We start from the raw sequence: 16,947 nt of genomic DNA, 5'->3' as shown, positions 1-16,947 counted from the left end.
CTGAATCCTGCGCTACATCTCACGCCCGACAATCAATGTATCGTCTGCCTCGCCGGCATCGCGAGCGATGCGTCCTCCAACCACAGCGAAGCGACGATGGCACCATCAGGCCCTCTCAGCGGTATCCGCGTTCTCGATCTGACGAGCGTGCTGTTCGGTCCCTATGCCGCGCAAATGCTCGGCGACTGGGGCGCCGATGTCATCAAGATCGAGCCGCTCGCCGGCGACACCTGGCGCTACACCGGCCTGTTCCGGAACCGTGGCATGAGCGGCCAGTTCATGGCGGTCAACCGCAACAAGCGCAGCCTCGCGCTCGACCTGAAACATCCTGATGGCAAGGCGGTGCTGGCCAAGCTGATCCCGACGGTCGACGCGCTCGTCACCAATGTCCGCCCGGCCGCGATGGCCCGGCTTGGCTTCGGTTATGGGGACTGCGCAAAGCTCAATCCGCGGCTGGTCTATGCCGCCGCGACCGGCTTCGGCCAGGACGGCCCGTGGGCCGCGCGCCCGGCCTTCGACGAGATCATCCAGGCGGCCTCGGGCCTCGCATCGTCGATCGGATCTGACGATGAGCCGCAATTCGTCCCGAGCCTGATCGGCGACAAGATCTGCGCGATGGCGATGGTCGGCGCGGTGTCCGCGGCGCTGTTTCGCCGCGAGCGCACCGGGCAGGGGCAGATGGTCGAGGTGCCGATGCTGGAGACGATCGCAGGCTTCAACAGCATCGAGATGCTGGGCGGGCATGCGTTCGATCCGCCGATCGGCCCGACCGGCTACAAGCGCATGAAGAACCGGCGCCCGGTGAAGACGAAGGACGGCTGGCTGACGATGCTGCCCTATTCGGGCGATAATTGGTGCGCCTTCTTCGAGGCCGTCGGCCGCCCCGAGCTGATCGAGGAGCTCGGCGTGCGCGATCCCGTGCTGCGCTCCCAGAACATCGACAAGGTCTACGATCGCATGAGCGAGATCGGGCCGACCCGCACCACCGCGGAGTGGGAGGAGCTTTTGCTGCGGCTCGACGTGCCGCACACTGCTTTCGCCAAGCTGACCGAGATCGGCGAGCAGCCGCATCTTGAAGCCGTCGGCTTGTTTGCCGATATCGATCACCCGACGGAAGGTCGCATTCGCCAGGCGCGCCCTGCGACAAAATTCTCCGCGAGCCCGGCCGGCATCCATCGTATGGCGCCGCGGCTTGGCGAGCATTCGCGTGAAGTGTTGCGCGAGGCCGGGTTGAGCGACGCCGAAATCGAATTGCTCGTGGCGAACAAGGCCGTCGGTGCGCCGTAAAGCGGGCGCGCCATTTCTGTGATTCTGGTCACATCCGGCCAGGCTGCCTCCATGGGCGAACATTGCTTCGCGGCCGTCCCGCCATCGCCAGCCCCGGGCCAGCCTTGGCCGCCGACCGCCCTTTCGCCCGCACGGACCCTCGTATAAGAGAGTTTCGCCGCTGGAACGGACCGAATAATGCCGGAAACGGAACAGATGGTGGCTGCGAATTCTTAATCCAAAGATCGCAATCTGACGGATCATCGATGCAAGTGCGGACAGGCAACCGGGGAATGGCATGAAAGACCTGATGACGACGGCGCAATCCAATCGGGTGATGCGGCGTTGGGGGACTCCCGGAATTGTGATGTTCGCGGCGGCACTTGCCCTGGCCGCCCCGAGCGAAGCCTTTGCCGCCAAGCAGCCGCGCCAGACCGCCGAGGCGGTGGCGCCGCGCGAAGCGGGCGAGCCGATCATGGCGATCGTCTCGATCAAGAGCCAGCAGGTGACGTTCTACGATTCCGAGGGCTGGATCCTGCGCGCGCCGGTCTCGACCGGCACGACCGGCCGCGAGACGCCCGCCGGCGTCTTCGCCGTCATCGAGAAGGACAAGGACCACCACTCCTCCATGTATGACGATGCCTGGATGCCGAACATGCAGCGCATCACCTGGAACGGGATCGCGCTGCACGGCGGACCGCTGCCCGGCTACGCGGCCTCGCACGGCTGCGTGCGCATGCCCTTCAACTTTGCCGAGAGCCTGTTCGACAAGACCAGCATCGGCATGCGGGTGATCATCTCGCCGAACGATGCCGCTCCGGTCGATTTCTCGCATCCCTCGCTGTTCATACCGAGCAAGGAGGCCATCGCGGCAGCGCCTGGTCGTATCGGCAAGCTTTCTGCCGAGGCCGAGGAGGCCATCAGGGCTGCGGACGAAGCCAAGAAGGCTGCGGCTGCAGCGGCGAAGGAAGCGCAATCGCTCCCGGCAACGCTGCGCAAGCTCGAGCAGCAGAAGGCTCGCGCCGACGCCGAGAACACCTATGCCGACAAGCTGGTTGCCAATGCCAAGAACGATCAGGCCAAGGCAAAGGCCGACGAGCTGAAACAGAAGGTGGCGGCCAAGGCCGCTGATGCCGCAACCCAGCTCGACGCCGCCAAGGCCGCCGCGCAGCCCAAGCGCGACGCGGTTGCCGCGACCAAGGACGCGGCCAAGGTCGCCGCGGCCAAAAAGGTCGAGGCTGTGAAGGCTGCGCTAGATGCCAAGCTCGCGCTGGAGCCTGTCTCGGTCTACATCAGCCGTGCCACGCAGAAGCTCTATGTACGGCGCAACACCCACAAGCCCGCGCCGGATGGCGGCGGCGAGGTGTTCGACACCAGCATCGAGGTTCCCGTCACCATCCGCAATCCCGACCAGCCGCTCGGCACGCATATCTTCACGGCGATGGCGAAGAACGATACGGGTCTGCGCTGGAGCGTTGTCAGCATCGACGAGGGCGACACCGCCAAGGACGCGCTTGACCGCATCACCATCCCGCAGGAGGTGTGGGATCGCATCGCGCCGACCGCGTTGCCGCGTTCCTCGATCATCATCTCGGACGAGCCCTTGAGCGCCGAGACCAACTATCGCACCGAGTTCGTCGCGGTCCTGAGCAATCATCCGCAAGGCGGCTTCATCACCCGCAAGCCGACCGCGCCGTCGGTGGAAATGGCCAGCGACGATGGCTGGGGCGGTGGCTTCGGCGGCAACGGCTTCTTCTTCTTTGGGCAGCGCGATCCCAATCCGCAGCCGGTCAATCCGCGCCGCCGCGCCGGCCAGTACCAGTATTATCAGCCGGCACAGCCGATGCCGATGCAGCGGAGTTTTTGGTAAGGGCAGGGCTGGAGCATAGCTGCTCCGGCCATCACGGCCGGGCCGTGATCACGAGCGCCTGAATCTTCGCTTCGACCGGTCCCGAGCCATGGCGTTTCCGGATCGCCTCGGCGACGGCATCGGTCGCGGCCTCGAGCTTGCTCGCATCCCTGGCCTCGATCTCGCCGCGCAGCGGCGTTCCCTGGCAATACGCGATCGCGACATATTCGGCGGAGGGCGCACGGCTCATCGCTGTCTTGGTTTCGATCGATATGTCCCTGAAGCCTGCACGCTCGAGATCGGCCTTGATGACGGCCTTGTCGTGATAGCCGTGCGGCGTCCGCGCCATGAACAGTGGCGGATCGTCGGGGAACACCTTGCCGAGCGTGGCGGTCGCGTCATCGGCGAACACATTGTCCGCGATACGGTCCCACACGTTGAACAGATACGTGCCGCCAGGCTTCAACACCCGCCTCGTCTCGGCGTAGCCCTTGCTGCGATCCGGAAAGAACATCGCGCCGAACTGGCAGCAGACCACGTCGAACGCCGCATCGTCGAAGGGCAACGTCAGTGCATCCGCCTGACGCCAGGTCATGCGGGGATCGTCATTCTGACTCTGCCTGGCAACCGCGAGCATCGGCTCGTTGAGGTCGGTCGCGACATAGCGGACGCCTGAAGGCAGCAACGCCGCCACGGCCCGTGTGACCGCGCCGGTGCCCGCCGCGATCTCGAGCAGGTCCGAGGGCGATAGCGCAGCGATGCGCCTGGCAAGGTCGTCGGCGTAGACGGAGAAGATCAGCGGGACCAGATATTCGTCGTAAAGCTTTGGGACTGAGCCGGCGAAAACCTTGTCAGTTGCAGACATGCTTGCCTCGCTGAGCTCCGGGCCGGGAGGCGTTATGTTACCATGCATCGTCGGTCCGGCAACGGTGTGCCTGTCCTCACGTGCGGCGCGGCAAACGGGAGCTATGATCTCGCGCCGCCGACCTCGCGGATCGGTCGCGAGCCGTCCCAATTCATCGCCGCCTGTCTGACCTTGTCGAAAAACGGCCCCTTGGTGCCGCTGATATCGGAGATCTCGATGATCGTGCCCGGATGGGCCTCGGTGTCGAAATAGGCAAAGCGACCCTTGTCGCCGCCGATCTGACCCTCGTGACCGATCTTGTAGCAGAGCCCGATCGCCTTGTCGTAGAGCGCCTGGTAATCGTGGCTCCAATAGGACATGTGCTGGAGGCCCTCGTGGCCGGCGTCCAGAAATTCCTTGTAAAGCGAGGGCGCGTCGTTGCGCTGCTGGATCAGTTCGATCTGGAGATCGCCGGAATTGGCGAGTGCGATGCTCATCTCGACCGCGGAATCCTGGCCGCGATAGCGGAACCAGTCGGTCGTGACACGGTCGATGTAGTACCAGGGGCCGACGCCCATCACCTTGATCCAGTGCGTCATCGCGGCCTGGATGTCCCGCACCACATATCCATTCTGGCGCACGGCGCCGAAGATGCGGCTCATGCCCGCGCTCCCTTGATTGCTCTCCGCGTCTCGATCCCGCGCGGAGTTGACGTCTCCGGATTGACTAACGAACGATCGTTCGTTAGTCAATCCGTCATGGCTGTTCACCCCCCGAGCGCGGCGGAAGTGGCTGCGCCCACCACCCGTGAGCGCATCCTCAACGAGGCGCTCAACCTGTTTGCGCAGAGCGGCTATGGCGGCGCCTCGATGCGCGAATTGGCCCGTCGCGTCGGCGTCCGCGAGAGCAGCCTCTACAATCATTTCTCCGGCAAGGCCGCGATCCTGGAAGCGATCGTCAGCGAGCACGGTCCGGCCAGTTCCGCGAGCCGGCTGGAAGAGCCGCGCTACAAGCAGCTCGCGCGCCAGCCCGCCGCATTCTGCCGCCAGTTCGCGCTTGACCTGGTCGAGCAATGGTCCGATCCGCGCGAGCACCAATTCCAGAAGGTCATCACCGCCGAGCGCAACCGCGTGCCCGGCATCCGCGCCAAGTTCGCCGATCAGTTCTACGCGCGCGAGCAGCGCCTGATGACGGATTTTTTTCGCGGCTTCGCGTTGGCGGGCCTCGTCTCGACACCGGACCCGCGCGAAACGGCCCGGCTGTTCGCGGCCGGCCTCATTTACATCAGGCTCGAGCATTACGTGATGGGCGCGGCACCCTCGCCACGGCCGAAGGTGATCGAGGCGATCGACCGCTATCTCGCCTTCTTTCTGTCGCTGATTGCGGCGGGCGACGACGACAACAAGAGAAAAAGAACCAAGGGAGAGACGCGTGGCAAGGCTGCCCCTGATTGATCCGGAGACGACGAGCGGCGATATCCGCGCCTCGTTCGACCGCATGCCGGTCAAGCTCAACATCTTCCGCATGATGGCCCATGCCGAGGCCAACATGATTCCGGCGATGCGGCTCGGCAATTCGATTCTTCACAAGCAGAAGCTCAGCGCGGTCAACCGCGAGCTTTTGATCTTGCAGGCCGCGCAGCTCGAAGGCGGCGCCTATGAATGGCGCCAGCACGTGCCGATCGCGCTCGGCGTCGGCTGCACGCAATCGCAGGTCGACGCGGTCGAGCGCGGCGATTACGATTCTGCGGCGCTGAATGAGGCCGAGCGCGCGCTGCTCAAGTTCGGTCGCGAGGTCGTCGAGAACGTCCGCGTGCCTGACGCGATCTTCATCGCTGCGCGAAGACATTTCAGCGACCAGGAGATCGTGGAATCCATCGTCGCGATCGGCTTCTACATGATGATGGCCCGCGTCACCGAGGCGACCGAAACCGACCTCGATCCTGCCGCCGGCATGAAGGTCTATGACGGCGGCAAGACATAGGCGGCTGAGATGGCGGACACGGAGAGCAAGCCGGAGCGCTACGTCCGCCCGCCGAGTCCGGAGTCATTGGGCGAAGCGCCCGGCAGGGGACGCCTCAAGGGCCGCCGCGTCCTGATCGTCGGCGGTGGCCAGCGCGTGTTCGATGCCGCCACCGATCCGATCGGCAATGGCCGCGCCATGAGCATTCTTTGTGCCCGCGAAGGCGCGAAGGTCGCAGTCGCCGATCTCAACCACGCCTCGGCGCAGCAAACCGTCAAGCGTATCACCGACGAAGGCGGCGAGGGTTTTGCCATTGCGGCCGACGTCACCTCTGAAGCCGACGTCCGGCGCATGATTGCCGAAGCCCGCCGCGCCATGGGCGGTCTTGACGGCATGGTGCTGAACATCGGCACCTTCGGCAAGACCGGCCTCGACAATGTCAGCCCGGAAGAGTGGAACAGGATCTTCGACGTCAATGTCCGCGGCCCCATGCTGTGCTGTCGCGCCGCGCTGCCAATATTCGACAGCGGCGGCGCCATCGTCTTCATCTCCTCGATCGCCGCGCTGAAGGCGGGATCGCAGATGGCGGTGTATGATTCCTCCAAAGCCGCGCTCGGCGGTCTGATGCGCAACATCGCCCATCTTGGTGCGCGCCGTGGCATCCGCGCCAATCTCGTCTATCCCGGCCTCGTCGACACGCCCAACGGCCGCGAAGCCGGGGCCGGCCGCCCCAACCGCGGCAAGGGGCATGTTCCCTTCGGACGGCAAGCGACCGCCTGGGAGATCGCCTACGCCGTGCTGTTCTTCCTGTCGGATGAGAGCGTTTATGTCACCGCACAGACGCTGGCGGTGGATAGCGGCTTGAGCGGGATGTAAGGCAAGGCGCGATGCCTCTCCGATGTCGTCCTGGCTTTCGCTAGGACGACGGTGAGATTTGACGCGCCTCTGCTCCATCAGCTGGTCTTCCCGCCCCCTAGATTCACATTGCGCCCGCTAGCCATTCCCTCTAATTGTCTTGTACAAATGACCAAATAGCATGGTCGTGCGCTAAAGACGCGATCAGGGACGGGAAGCGCAGCATGTCGCAGGATGGTTTTGGCTTGGCTGGCGTCATCGGCATGCCGGTCGCGCATTCGCGCTCCCCGGTCATTCACAATTACTGGCTGAAGGCGCACGGCATCCGCGGTTCCTATGTGCCGCTCGCGGTCAAGCCGGAGCGGCTCGCGGATGCGCTTCGCGGCCTCGTCGCGCTCGGATTCCGCGGTTGCAACGTCACCATGCCGCACAAGCAGACGGCGATGGCGCAGCTCGCTCGAGTCAACGAGACCGCCAGGCGCATCGGCGCCGTCAACACCATCGTGGTCGAGGCAGACGGCACACTGTCCGGCTTCAACAATGACGGCAATGGTTTTGTGCAGAGCCTGCGCGACGCGAAAGCAGACTGGCGCGGCGATGCCGGCCCGATCCTGTTGCTCGGCGCAGGCGGCGCCTCGCGCGCGGTTGTCGTGGCGCTGCTGGAGAACGACGCACGCGAGATCCGGATCGCCAACCGCACCGCGGAGAAGGCGGAGGCGATTGCGAAGGAGTTCGGTTCCGCCGTCAGCACCGTGGCATGGGACGATCGCGCAGCCGCGCTCGGCGATGTCGCGCTGCTGGTCAACTGCACTGATCGCGGCATGGTCGGCAAGAGCGCGCTCGAGATCGATCTGTCGCGGCTGAACCCGGCAACGCTCACTGCCGATCTCATCTACACGCCGCTGGAGACGCCGTTCCTGGCCGGGGCCCGCGCGCGCGGCTGCGTCACCGTGAACGGGCTCGGCCTGCTGCTCAACCAGGCGCGGCTCGCCTTCAAGGCCTGGTTCGGCGTGATGCCTGACGTCACGCCCGAGCTGATCAAGGCGATCGAGGCCACGTTCTGAACCGCGGGAAGCTTTGTGCCATGACATTGCCGGCGGGCCCCAAGATCGACTGTCACATCCACGCCATCGATCCCGTCCGTTTTCCCTATGGCGCCGATACGCCGTACCGCCCAAGCGGGCAGGAGATCGCGCCGGCCGCGCAACTCATCCGTGTTTTCGACGCATTTGATGTTCGCCATGCGCTGGTCGTCGCCACCAACACCGGCTACGGCAGCGACAGCCGCATCCTGCTCGACACCTTGAGGCAGGGCGGCGGCCGCTTCAGGGGCGTCGCCGTGGTCGAGAACGACGTCGACATCCGCGAGCTCGAACGCTTGAAAGCCGCCGGCGTCATCGGCGTTGCCTACAACGTGCCGTTTCACGGCGCCGACTATTATCGCAACACCGCGCCGCTGCTGGAGAAGCTGGTAAGCCTCGGTCTGTTCCTCCAGATCCAGGTCGAGAACGATCAGCTGCTTGATCTGCTGCCCCTCATCGACAAATCGCCAGTGCGTCTGGTGTTCGACCATTGTGGCCGACCCTCGGTCGGCCGGGGTGTCAAAGGCAAGACCTTTCAGGCCCTGCTTGCGATCGGCCGCGAGCGTAACGCGCACATCAAACTGTCAGGCTATTACAAATTCTCGCAACAGCCGCATCCGTATAAGGACACCTGGCCGTTCATTGCAGCGCTTGTCGAGGCCTTCACGCTTGATCGCTGCGTCTGGGGCTCGGACTATCCGTTCCTGCGCGCAGCCGAAAGGCTCGACTACGGGCCGCTGCTCGCGGTGCTGACATCGCTGTTTCCTGACACGGGCGACCAGCAGCGCCTGCTATGGCGAACGCCGGCGAAACTGCTCGGCTTCGATGGATCATAACAAGGAAAGCAACGGGGAGGACATCATGAGGCATCTTGCAGGCACGCTCGCCATCGCCTTGGCAGCATCGCTCACCACGGGCGCAGCCCGTGCGCAGAACACCGTCTACATCCCCGACGTCATCGAGCTCTCCGGCCCCGGCGCCGTCTCGGGCACCAACTGGCGTGACGGCGTCCTGCTCGCAGTTGACGAGATCAATGCCGCCGGTGGCATCCTGGGTCGCAAGATTCAGACCGAGCATCTGGACACCCAGAGCAACCCCGGCATCTCGCGCGCGCAGGTGCAGAAGGTTTTGGACAAGGATCCCTATGTCGTGCTCGGGCCGATCTATTCCGGTTCGGTCAAGGTCAACATGGCGCTGACGCAACAAGCCGAAATCCCTCAGATCGTCGGCGCCGAGGCTGCCGACATCACCACGCAGGGCAACCCCTGGATTTTCCGCACCGCCTTCGGCCAGCAATTCTCGATGCCGAAGATCGCCAATTATCTGCACGACAAGCTGAACGTGAAAAGCGTCGCGGTGCTCTGGGTCAACAATGATTTCGGTAAGGGCGGCCACGACAATTTCGTGAAGGAGATGAAGGCACGCAACATCGAGATTGCGGCCGATATCTCCACCGAGCAGGGCCAGGTCGATTTCGGCTCCGATGTCATCAAGCTCAAGGGCGCCAAGGCCGATGCCGCCTTCATCTACACCAACGAGGAGGAGAGCGCGCGCTTCCTGATCGAGGCGAAGCGGCAAGGCCTGTCGACGCCGCTGTTCGGCGAAACCACGCTGCTCAGCCAGAAGGTGGTCGAGCTCGCCGGCTCCGCCGCCAACGGCGTGCGCGGTCATGTCGGCCTCAGCGCCGACGCTCCGATTCCGGCAATCGAGGAGTTCACCAAGAAGTTCAGCGACCGCTTCAAGTACCGCCCCGATCACAACGGGATCAAGGGCTACACCGCGGTCTATCTCGTCAAATATGTCACCGAGAGGATCGGCAAGTTCGACAGCAAGGCCTTTGGCGCGGCGATGAAGGGCCTGACGCTGACGCCTGACAAGGCACCGGGCATGCTGATGGAAGCCAGCTGGGACCAGAACGGCGACATCGACCGCGCCAGCTTCCTCGCCGAGATCGTCGACGGCAAGCAGAAGATCGTGGAGACGCTGCCGAAGCTGAATGGCAGCAAGAGCGAATGAAGGGCGCGTAGGCAAGACGTGCCGTCGGATGACTCCGCCGACGGCACAACCCGCTTCATCCCTTCGTTGCGACAGGCCTGCTTTCCTGTCCTAGTGGACCGCGCAATTCCCTTGCGCGGTGTTTTTCTTTGGTGCATCCTCTGGTAGCGGCAGCAGATTGGCCGCGGAAAGCTTATTTTTGCGATAACTTTATTTCAGGAGTGTGCCATGGCAAGGCGTGGCAACATTGCAATACTCTTTATGCTTGCAGTCTGTCCTCCTCTGCATGCAGATGCTCGGCCTTATGAGAACGGACCGGCGTTGAGGTCACTCGATAAACTTGGTTCGGATCTTGCGCCTGTGAATCGAGCGCCCGGAGCTTCTCAAGTTGCACCGGATATTCTGAAGTTAAGTGGATTCTTCGATTTTCTGCGTACGGTGCAGCAGGCCCCGGCACCGCGCGAGCCTCCAGCTCCGAAAGCACCGGCACCACGCGAGCCTCCAATTCCGCGTCCTCCGCCAGGTGAGCAGCCGGTTCAGCTGCAATTGCCGGCTCCACCTCCCATGGCGCCACCGCGCGAGCCGCCATCGACGCCGTCGCCCGCAAAGTGAAGGTCGAGATGTGCAAGCAGCAGAAGGCGGAGGCGCAGCTTGCCGGGCAGAAACGGCAGGAAGCGATTCCCGCGGCCGTCGCCGATACGTCGGCCGAACCCGATCTGACTTGGGACGTTCTGGGCTTGCGGGTCGGCCGCAAGACGGAGATCATCGCCCTTGTCGCGTTTATGCTCTCGCTGGGCGGTGTCCTTTGGCAGGTTTTCAATTTTGCCCGTGGCGCGGTGGTTCAGCTGTTTCCTTCCGATCAGATTGTTCTGACGACGGTCGAAAAGCTCGGCAAGAACTATCGCAGCCAGGACAACAATCTCGCGCTCATTGCGACCATGGCCTATTCCAACGAGGGGGATGTGGGTCACAACGCAATTGTGCGCCGTGAATACATAACGATGACGTTCGGCGACCGTACCGTCGAACACAGATGGTATGAGTTCGGTAGCTCAGATCTCAAGGATGGCGCGCTGGAATTCAAGCGCGACAGCGAGGCTCGTCCGTTTCCGGTCAACGCAGCCTCGGCCGTCAGTCACGAGACGTTGTTCGCCGCGTGGGAGGTTGATTGCGGGGAGGGCGACAAGAAATGCGATCCGCGGGGCAATTTCGTCCAATGGGACGACTTCCTGGCGGCTGCCAAGGCTAACCATAAGCTCGTAATTACGACGAAAGCCATTGTCTATCCGTCGACAGAGTTGACCGCCTCATGCGAAATCAAGCTGCGTCAGTGGGAGATTGACGTGTTGCAAACGGACCAGTGGTTGTCGGCAACGTGCAGCCAGCCTGGAGCCCCGGCTGTGCTGAGAGTTCCTTTGCAGGGAAAATCTGCCAAGTGACGGGTCGAGGTCGCGCGACTGCTGCCTGCAATTTGTAAGGCCGGCCGCGACGTGGCCTGGCAGCCGGCCCCAGGATCGGATTGCATCGCCACCGCTAGCAGCGCCGGCCGATCGCGGGCATGATGAGCCCGTTGATTCCGGATGCTGTTTTATGAAAACCACGCTGCTGAATGCCGAAGACTACACCCGTGCGCCCTGGAAGAACGGCGGCGGCGTCTTTACCGATATCGCGGATGCGCATCGGCCCGGCACGGTGGTGAAGAACTGGGACAGCCTGCTGTGGCGCTTTGCGTCCACGCCGATCGTTGCGCCCGGGCCGTTCTCGCACATGCCTGATATCGATCGCTTGCAGATGGTGATCGGCGGGCGCGGGCTGGTGCTGAAAGCCGGGGGGCAGGAGCTCGACGAGCGCGAGCCGTTCACGACCGTCCGCTTCACCGGCGAGATGGAGATCGTGACCGAGCTCGAGGCCGGCCCGGTCGAGGTCGTCAACCTGATGGCGCGGCGCGGTGCGGCGGAGATCGAGCTGGTGGCGCTGAAGGAGCCCGGCGAGCGGCCATTGCCCGCCGGCACGCATCTGGTATACGCGCTATCTCGCGATTGTGACATTCAACTCAAGTGCGAGGAATTTCTCGTTTCCGGCGGCAGCACGCTGAAAATCGAACTGACCGAGGCGTCCAGGCTGACGCTCGTTTCGGGACTCGCGGTACTGGCATCGATTCGGCTCGTCAGCTAGGCGGCGGTCGTGCGAATGCGCACAATCCGTGCAACTGGCTAGGTTGACGCAGCCGATCCGGAACACGATATGTGCGGGCATAAAGACCGCCGCTGAAGGCCAGGATATGAACGCGCCAGACAAGGTTCCCGCTACAACACTATCCGACGGTGTCGTCGATTGGCTGACCACGGGGACGCACAACGAGCGCTTCATCGACAACATTTTTGCCGAGATGTGCAACCGCATCCAGCAAACGGGCATTCCGCTGAAGCGGTCGACGCTTCACGTGCTGATCCAGCACCCGCAATGGTTGGGGGCGCGTTTCATGTGGGCCGACGGCATGCGCGAGGCCGAGATTGCGCGGGTTGATTTCGATGTACGGGAGCGGTCCGAATATATCGGCAGTCCTGCCAACGAAATGCAGAACGGCGCCACTGAAGTGCGTGAGAATCTGGAGCAGGATCCCGCGCTTGGCCGCAAGCACGCGCTCTATGACGAGATGCGGGCGAGGGGCCTCACCGACTATGTCGCCTGGCCGCTCTACCACACGCTCGGCAAGCGCCATCTGGTCACGTTCGCAACTGATCGGCCCGGCGGATTCGACGCTGCGCATATCGTCGCGCTGAAGAAGCTGCTGCCGGTGCTGGCGCTGGTCAGCGAAATCCGCATCAAGAACCGCCTGGCGCGCACGCTGCTGGAGACCTATGTGGGCTCCCATGCCGGCGAGCTCATCCTGGCCGGCGCCACCCGCCGCGGCACCGGCACGACGGTGCGCGCCGCGATCATGATCTGCGATCTCAGGGATTTCACGAAGATCTCCGACAATTGGCCGCGCGACGACGTCATCGATCTCCTCAACGATTATTTCGACGCGATGTCCGACCCGATCGCGCGGCATGGCGGCGAGATCCTGAAATTCATCGGCGACGGCCTGCTCGCGATCTTCCCGCTCAGCCAGCCCAACGCATGCGCCAATCTGTTGCGCGCCGTTACCGAGGCCCGGAAGGCGATGGCTGCGCTCAACACGCGCAACAACGGCACGGGCCGCGCGCCGCTCAACTATGGCATCGGCGTCCATGTCGGCGACGTCATGTACGGCAATATCGGGTCATCAAGCCGGCTCGACTTCACCGTGATCGGCCCCGCCGTCAACATGGCCTCGCGCCTCGAGGCGCTCACCAAGCAGGTCGGCAAGCCAGTGCTGCTATCGCGCGACTTCGCCGAGCTGGTCGCTCGCGAGTTTGAGCTGGAGCGGGTCGGCAAGCATGCTGTGCGCGGCTTCAGCGATCCGATCGAGCTTTTCGCGTTTGAGCCGTCGCCGCGGACGTAAACCGCGCCGCGCGACGCGCGCTGTTGCCAAGGCGCGAGCGTCGAATTACGCTCCGGGTTCGCCACATCAGTACAGCATCAGCCGCATCGTCATGCCCAAATTCCTTCGCGTCGGCCTGCATCAGTCGAACGTATCAGGGTACACGTCGAAGGCGTGGTGCGTGCGGCGGGTCGGTTCGGCGGTGTTCCTGAAATGGGGCGCCGTCGAAGTGCAGGGCGCCGGCAACGGCCGCAAGGTTTACTGGACACACCTGCCGCAGGAGAAAACGATCCGCTGCGGCACGGCGCAGCGCGCCCAGGATTACACCAAATCCGCCATCGCACGGCGGCGCAGCCATGACTATGAACCGCTCAGTGGCGCCATTGGGGTCAGGAGAAGATCTCCCAACGGCAGCGCCGAGCTCAAGCAGACGCTCGCCACGATCCTGATCGTCGACATCGTCGGCTCCACGGCGAAGGCCGCAAAGCTCGGCGACGCGCGCTGGACCAAGGTCATGGGCCTCTACTACGCCGCGGTCCGCAAGGAGCTGAAATCGTCGCGCGGCAAGGAGGTCGTGACGACCGGCGACGGCGTGCTTGCGACCTTCAAGGCGCCGGCGGCTGGCATCAATTGCGCGACTGCGATCCAGAAGGCCGTGCGCACGCTCGGCCTCGAGATCAGGGTCGGCCTTCACGCCGGCGAATACACGATCAGCGGCGGCGAGATGGTCGGTCTCGCCTTCCACATCGGGACCCGCGTTGCCGCCAAGGCGCGCGCCGGCGAAGTGCTGGTCTCGAGCGCGGTCAAGGACCTGCTCGCAGCGCAATCCCAGATCCGCCTTCGGGATCACGGCAGCCACCAGCTCAAGGGCGTGCCGGCGCGGTGGCGGCTCTATCGGGTGGAGGGTTGAAGGAGGCGAGGCCGATCTCGCCGTCCTTCCCGAAGCGCTCTCGCGTAAGATTGTCTGCCGGGCCTTGCAAGACGCAGATGATCGCCGGCCGGGAATAAACACAAACCCGAATTGATCCTCACCAGGGGAACCGCGGCATACGCGCGGCGCGCGTTTGCGCGCGGCGGCGTCGCGATGGGGCGGAGACGAAACACAACAACAGAAGAAGCCGGAAAACCCTGGGAGTACCTGATGTCGTTGGAGAGGTTTGCAAGCGCCGCACGGCTGTGCGGCGCGGGGATTGTCTTGTCGTCACTGTTGGGCAGCGAAGCGCATGCGGCCGATCTTCTGACGAAAGCGCCGCCTGTTCCTTATGCTGCGGCCGATGATTTCTGGACGAGGCCGTATCTGTTCGGCGATCTCGGCAGGACGCGGCTGAAGGAGCAGGGCATCTCTCTCGCGCTGACGCTGGGCGACGAAGCCGTCACCAACCTGTCGGGCGGAGCCAGAAACACCGGCGCCAATGCCGGTCAGCTGGCGTTTCAGGCAAGATTCGACCTGGCGAAGCTGGCCGGCCTCCAGGGCGGTACCGTCGGCCTCACGCTGGTCGACCGCTTCGGCAACAATTTGAATAGCGAGGCTGACATTCCCGCCCTGCAGCTCACCAATGAGGTCTTTGGCCGCGGCACCATTCTGCGCCTGACCGAGCTTTACTACTCGCAAAAGCTTCTCGACGATCGCCTCGAGCTTAAGGGCGGCCGTCTCCCCGTCGGCTCCGACTTCTTCTTCGGCGAGTGCGATTTTATCAACCTGACCTTCTGCGGCGGCCAACCCGGCAACATCCTGGGTGGCTACATCTTCAACTGGCCGGTGAGCCAATGGGCCGGCCTGGCCCATTTCAATCTGACCAAGGAATGGAAGATTTCGGTCGGCGTCTACGACGCCAATCCGAATCATCTGACGACGTCAGATCCGACGATCTACTTCCTGCCCGGCATTCCTGTCTCGAGCCCTGCGGCGGGTGTGCTCGTCCCGGTGGAGTTGACCTGGACTCCGAGTGGTCCCCTGAACGGGACCTGGAGATTCGGCGGCTGGTACGACAGCGCGTCGACGATTGATGGCGGCCTCCCGGGCATCGTTGCGACAATTCCGGGCGCCGGTGGTGTCCCGGATCAAAATCTGGGAGATCAGCGTGGTCGCTTCGGCGTCTATGAGTCGATCCTGCAGCGGTTGACCGTCGATGGTCCCAAAACGCAGGGCTGGTACACGTTCCTCAACACGACCGTGGCCGATCACCGGACGTCGTTCCAGGACTACCAGATCTCCTGGGGCGTCAAGCACAGTGGAACGTTCGCCTCGCGCCCCGATGACGAGGTTGGCTTCGCGGTGGGCACGACTCATGTGAACTCGGCAGCCCTCGGACCGAATGCAGGAGGTAACGAAGTTCCGATCGAGCTCTGGTACGGATTGCAGGCAACCGGCTGGATGAACCTCAAGTTCGACGCCCAGTACGTCATCAATCCTGGCGGGCGCGGGTTTAATGCCGCCGGTGTCAAGACCGACAACGCGTGGGTGCTGGGTCTGCGCACCGCGGTCCGGTTCTGAGGCGAGGTGGAGCCGGAGCATTGAGCCGACGTTGCCGGATCAGGCGGACACTGGCTCAGATTGGTGCTGGACCGGCAGGCAGAAGCGTGGACGGCTCTCGCTATGGCTGCCACGCCGAGGCCATGCCATCCAGTTCACGTCGCACACGATCGACGACGCTGCCCCAGTCGCCTCTGGTGGGCTGCCTGAACAGCCGCATCGACCGATACCACGGGCTATCGTCGCGATCGAGCAGCCAGCGCCAATCCGGGTTGAAGGGCAGCATCGTCCAGACCGGTGCGCCAAGCGCGCCGGCGAGGTGAACGACGCTGGTGTCGACCGAGATCACCAGGTCGAGACAGGACACCAGCGACGCGGTCTCGCTGAAATCGGTGAGCTGCTCGGTCAGGTCGACAATGTTGGAGCATTCGGCAAGGAAGGCGCGGTCCTCATCGCGGATGCCTTTCTGCAAGGAGACGAACTGGACGTCGCAATCCAAGAGCGGCACAAGCGCGCGTAGCGCGATCGACCGGTTGTGATCGTTCTTGTGACCCGGGTCGCCCGACCAGACCAAGCCCACGCGGAATCGCGTGCGGGGGCCAAGCCGGCTCTCCCACGCCTTCACGCGCTCCGTCGACGGCGCAGGAAGATAGCCATCCGCGAACGGAATCGTATCCGGGCGCGTCCCGAACGCCAGCGGCAGGCTGCCGAGAGGACAGTGCAGGTCGAATGCCCGTGACGGCGTCGACGATCGGTCGATACAATCTGCGACGCCGCTGATCCCGGCCAGTAGCCGCCGGACTGCAGGCTTGACCTCCAGGACGACGCGAGCCCCGGGCGCAGCTACCATCGACGCGTAGCGCGCAAACTGGATGGAGTCGCCGAGAGCCTCGTCGGCATGCAGCAGGATGGTCTTGCCCTCGAGCGGCTGGTCGCCCAGCCAGCGTGCTTGCGAAAACCCACGCTCGGCAAGGCCCAAAGACGGCGCTTTCCAACGGGCCTCGCGTCCCAGCCAGCCCCGCTCGAAATCTCCGGTCAGCATCTGCAGCAGCGCGAGATTCCAGATCGTGTCCGCATTGTCGGGGGCGACCGCGAGCGATCGGTGAAACGTCGCGAAGGCGTCATCCAGCAATCGCAGGCTCCACAGCGCCCGCG

16 protein-coding genes are annotated in these 16,947 nt (G+C 63.9%); 13 read left to right on the top strand and 3 right to left on the bottom strand.

Annotated features, from left to right (window positions below; all coding sequences use genetic code 11):
- The first annotated feature begins 96 nt into the window (after window positions 1-96).
- Together XI06_RS01810 and XI06_RS01805 are read left to right on the top strand one after the other, a co-directional pair.
- A complete protein-coding gene (locus tag XI06_RS01810) occupies window positions 97-1,287 on the top strand; it encodes a CaiB/BaiF CoA transferase family protein (protein ID WP_237865248.1) in 1,191 nt (396 codons plus the stop codon).
- Between the two features lie 277 nt (window positions 1,288-1,564).
- The gene (locus XI06_RS01805; RefSeq protein WP_271604523.1) at window positions 1,565-3,136 is read left to right on the top strand and encodes a L,D-transpeptidase; all 1,572 of its coding nucleotides are present in this window, start codon (window positions 1,565-1,567) and stop codon (window positions 3,134-3,136) included.
- 31 nt (window positions 3,137-3,167) lie between these two features.
- Here the strand turns inward: XI06_RS01805 and XI06_RS01800 are convergent, their stop codons facing one another.
- A complete protein-coding gene (locus XI06_RS01800) occupies window positions 3,168-3,980 on the bottom strand; it encodes a class I SAM-dependent methyltransferase (RefSeq protein WP_237865254.1) in 813 nt (270 codons plus the stop codon).
- 101 nt (window positions 3,981-4,081) lie between these two features.
- Window positions 4,082-4,621 carry a VOC family protein gene (locus XI06_RS01795; protein ID WP_271604522.1) on the bottom strand — a complete coding sequence of 180 codons (540 nt, stop codon included), beginning with the start codon at window positions 4,619-4,621 and terminating at the stop codon, window positions 4,082-4,084.
- Window positions 4,622-4,717: 96 nt separating this feature from the next.
- On the opposite strand from XI06_RS01795, the gene XI06_RS01790 reads away from it, so the two are divergent.
- The 11 genes from XI06_RS01790 (at window position 4,718) to XI06_RS01740 (ending at window position 15,813) form a co-directional block, all read left to right on the top strand.
- Complete coding sequence (locus XI06_RS01790) at window positions 4,718-5,413, top strand: TetR/AcrR family transcriptional regulator (protein ID WP_237865259.1); 696 nt, start codon at window positions 4,718-4,720, stop codon at window positions 5,411-5,413.
- Entirely contained in the window at window positions 5,391-5,942 is a 552-nt protein-coding gene (locus XI06_RS01785; RefSeq protein WP_237865261.1) for a carboxymuconolactone decarboxylase family protein, read from the top strand. The genes XI06_RS01790 and XI06_RS01785 overlap by 23 nt, the downstream gene beginning before the upstream one ends.
- 9 nt (window positions 5,943-5,951) lie before the next feature.
- Window positions 5,952-6,797, top strand: a complete 846-nt coding sequence (locus XI06_RS01780; RefSeq protein ID WP_237865264.1) for an SDR family NAD(P)-dependent oxidoreductase — start codon at window positions 5,952-5,954, stop codon at window positions 6,795-6,797.
- Window positions 6,798-7,000: 203 nt separating this feature from the next.
- Entirely contained in the window at window positions 7,001-7,840 is an 840-nt protein-coding gene (locus XI06_RS01775) for a shikimate dehydrogenase (RefSeq protein WP_237865265.1), read from the top strand.
- Between the two features lie 20 nt (window positions 7,841-7,860).
- Window positions 7,861-8,694, top strand: a complete 834-nt coding sequence (locus XI06_RS01770; RefSeq protein ID WP_271604521.1) for an amidohydrolase family protein — start codon at window positions 7,861-7,863, stop codon at window positions 8,692-8,694.
- A gap of 25 nt (window positions 8,695-8,719) precedes the next feature.
- The gene (locus tag XI06_RS01765; protein ID WP_271604520.1) at window positions 8,720-9,874 is read left to right on the top strand and encodes an ABC transporter substrate-binding protein; all 1,155 of its coding nucleotides are present in this window, start codon (window positions 8,720-8,722) and stop codon (window positions 9,872-9,874) included.
- 599 nt (window positions 9,875-10,473) lie between these two features.
- Entirely contained in the window at window positions 10,474-11,292 is an 819-nt protein-coding gene (locus XI06_RS01760) for a hypothetical protein (RefSeq protein WP_237872769.1), read from the top strand.
- A 151-nt stretch (window positions 11,293-11,443) separates the two neighbouring features.
- Entirely contained in the window at window positions 11,444-12,028 is a 585-nt protein-coding gene (locus XI06_RS01755) for a HutD/Ves family protein (protein WP_271604519.1), read from the top strand.
- Window positions 12,029-12,134: 106 nt separating this feature from the next.
- On the top strand, window positions 12,135-13,340 hold the full coding sequence (locus XI06_RS01750; RefSeq protein WP_271604518.1) for an adenylate/guanylate cyclase domain-containing protein: 1,206 nt from the start codon (window positions 12,135-12,137) through the stop codon (window positions 13,338-13,340).
- A gap of 91 nt (window positions 13,341-13,431) precedes the next feature.
- Window positions 13,432-14,229, top strand: coding sequence for an adenylate/guanylate cyclase domain-containing protein (locus XI06_RS01745; RefSeq protein ID WP_271604517.1), 798 nt, complete (start codon window positions 13,432-13,434; stop codon window positions 14,227-14,229).
- Between the two features lie 231 nt (window positions 14,230-14,460).
- A complete protein-coding gene (locus XI06_RS01740) occupies window positions 14,461-15,813 on the top strand; it encodes a carbohydrate porin (RefSeq protein WP_271604516.1) in 1,353 nt (450 codons plus the stop codon).
- A gap of 100 nt (window positions 15,814-15,913) precedes the next feature.
- On the opposite strand, the gene XI06_RS01735 is transcribed toward XI06_RS01740, so the two are convergent.
- On the bottom strand, window positions 15,914-16,924 hold the full coding sequence (locus XI06_RS01735; protein WP_442869403.1) for a glycosyltransferase family 9 protein: 1,011 nt from the start codon (window positions 16,922-16,924) through the stop codon (window positions 15,914-15,916).
- Between the last annotated feature and the right edge of the window lie 23 nt (window positions 16,925-16,947).

The organism is Bradyrhizobium sp. CCBAU 11434 (assembly GCF_028128895.1).
In the GTDB taxonomy this organism is placed as follows: Bacteria; Pseudomonadota; Alphaproteobacteria; order Rhizobiales; family Xanthobacteraceae; genus Bradyrhizobium; species Bradyrhizobium zhengyangense.
Note: the sequence above shows the minus strand (reverse complement) of the source record. Positions and strands in the feature narration are given on the sequence as shown.

Excerpts from the sequence above, each read along its gene's own strand:
- XI06_RS01810 (WP_237865248.1), top strand. The coding sequence starts at position 97 with ATGGCACCATCAGGCCCTCTCAGCGGTATCCGCGTTCTCGATCTGACG.
- XI06_RS01805 (WP_271604523.1), top strand. The coding sequence starts at position 1,565 with ATGAAAGACCTGATGACGACGGCGCAATCCAATCGGGTGATGCGGCGT.
- XI06_RS01800 (WP_237865254.1), bottom strand. The coding sequence starts at position 3,980 with ATGTCTGCAACTGACAAGGTTTTCGCCGGCTCAGTCCCAAAGCTTTAC.
- XI06_RS01795 (WP_271604522.1), bottom strand. The coding sequence starts at position 4,621 with ATGAGCCGCATCTTCGGCGCCGTGCGCCAGAATGGATATGTGGTGCGG.
- XI06_RS01790 (WP_237865259.1), top strand. The coding sequence starts at position 4,718 with ATGGCTGTTCACCCCCCGAGCGCGGCGGAAGTGGCTGCGCCCACCACC.
- XI06_RS01780 (WP_237865264.1), top strand. The coding sequence starts at position 5,952 with ATGGCGGACACGGAGAGCAAGCCGGAGCGCTACGTCCGCCCGCCGAGT.
- XI06_RS01775 (WP_237865265.1), top strand. The coding sequence starts at position 7,001 with ATGTCGCAGGATGGTTTTGGCTTGGCTGGCGTCATCGGCATGCCGGTC.
- XI06_RS01770 (WP_271604521.1), top strand. The coding sequence starts at position 7,861 with ATGACATTGCCGGCGGGCCCCAAGATCGACTGTCACATCCACGCCATC.
- XI06_RS01765 (WP_271604520.1), top strand. The coding sequence starts at position 8,720 with ATGAGGCATCTTGCAGGCACGCTCGCCATCGCCTTGGCAGCATCGCTC.
- XI06_RS01760 (WP_237872769.1), top strand. The coding sequence starts at position 10,474 with ATGTGCAAGCAGCAGAAGGCGGAGGCGCAGCTTGCCGGGCAGAAACGG.
- XI06_RS01755 (WP_271604519.1), top strand. The coding sequence starts at position 11,444 with ATGAAAACCACGCTGCTGAATGCCGAAGACTACACCCGTGCGCCCTGG.
- XI06_RS01750 (WP_271604518.1), top strand. The coding sequence starts at position 12,135 with ATGAACGCGCCAGACAAGGTTCCCGCTACAACACTATCCGACGGTGTC.
- XI06_RS01745 (WP_271604517.1), top strand. The coding sequence starts at position 13,432 with ATGCCCAAATTCCTTCGCGTCGGCCTGCATCAGTCGAACGTATCAGGG.
- XI06_RS01740 (WP_271604516.1), top strand. The coding sequence starts at position 14,461 with ATGTCGTTGGAGAGGTTTGCAAGCGCCGCACGGCTGTGCGGCGCGGGG.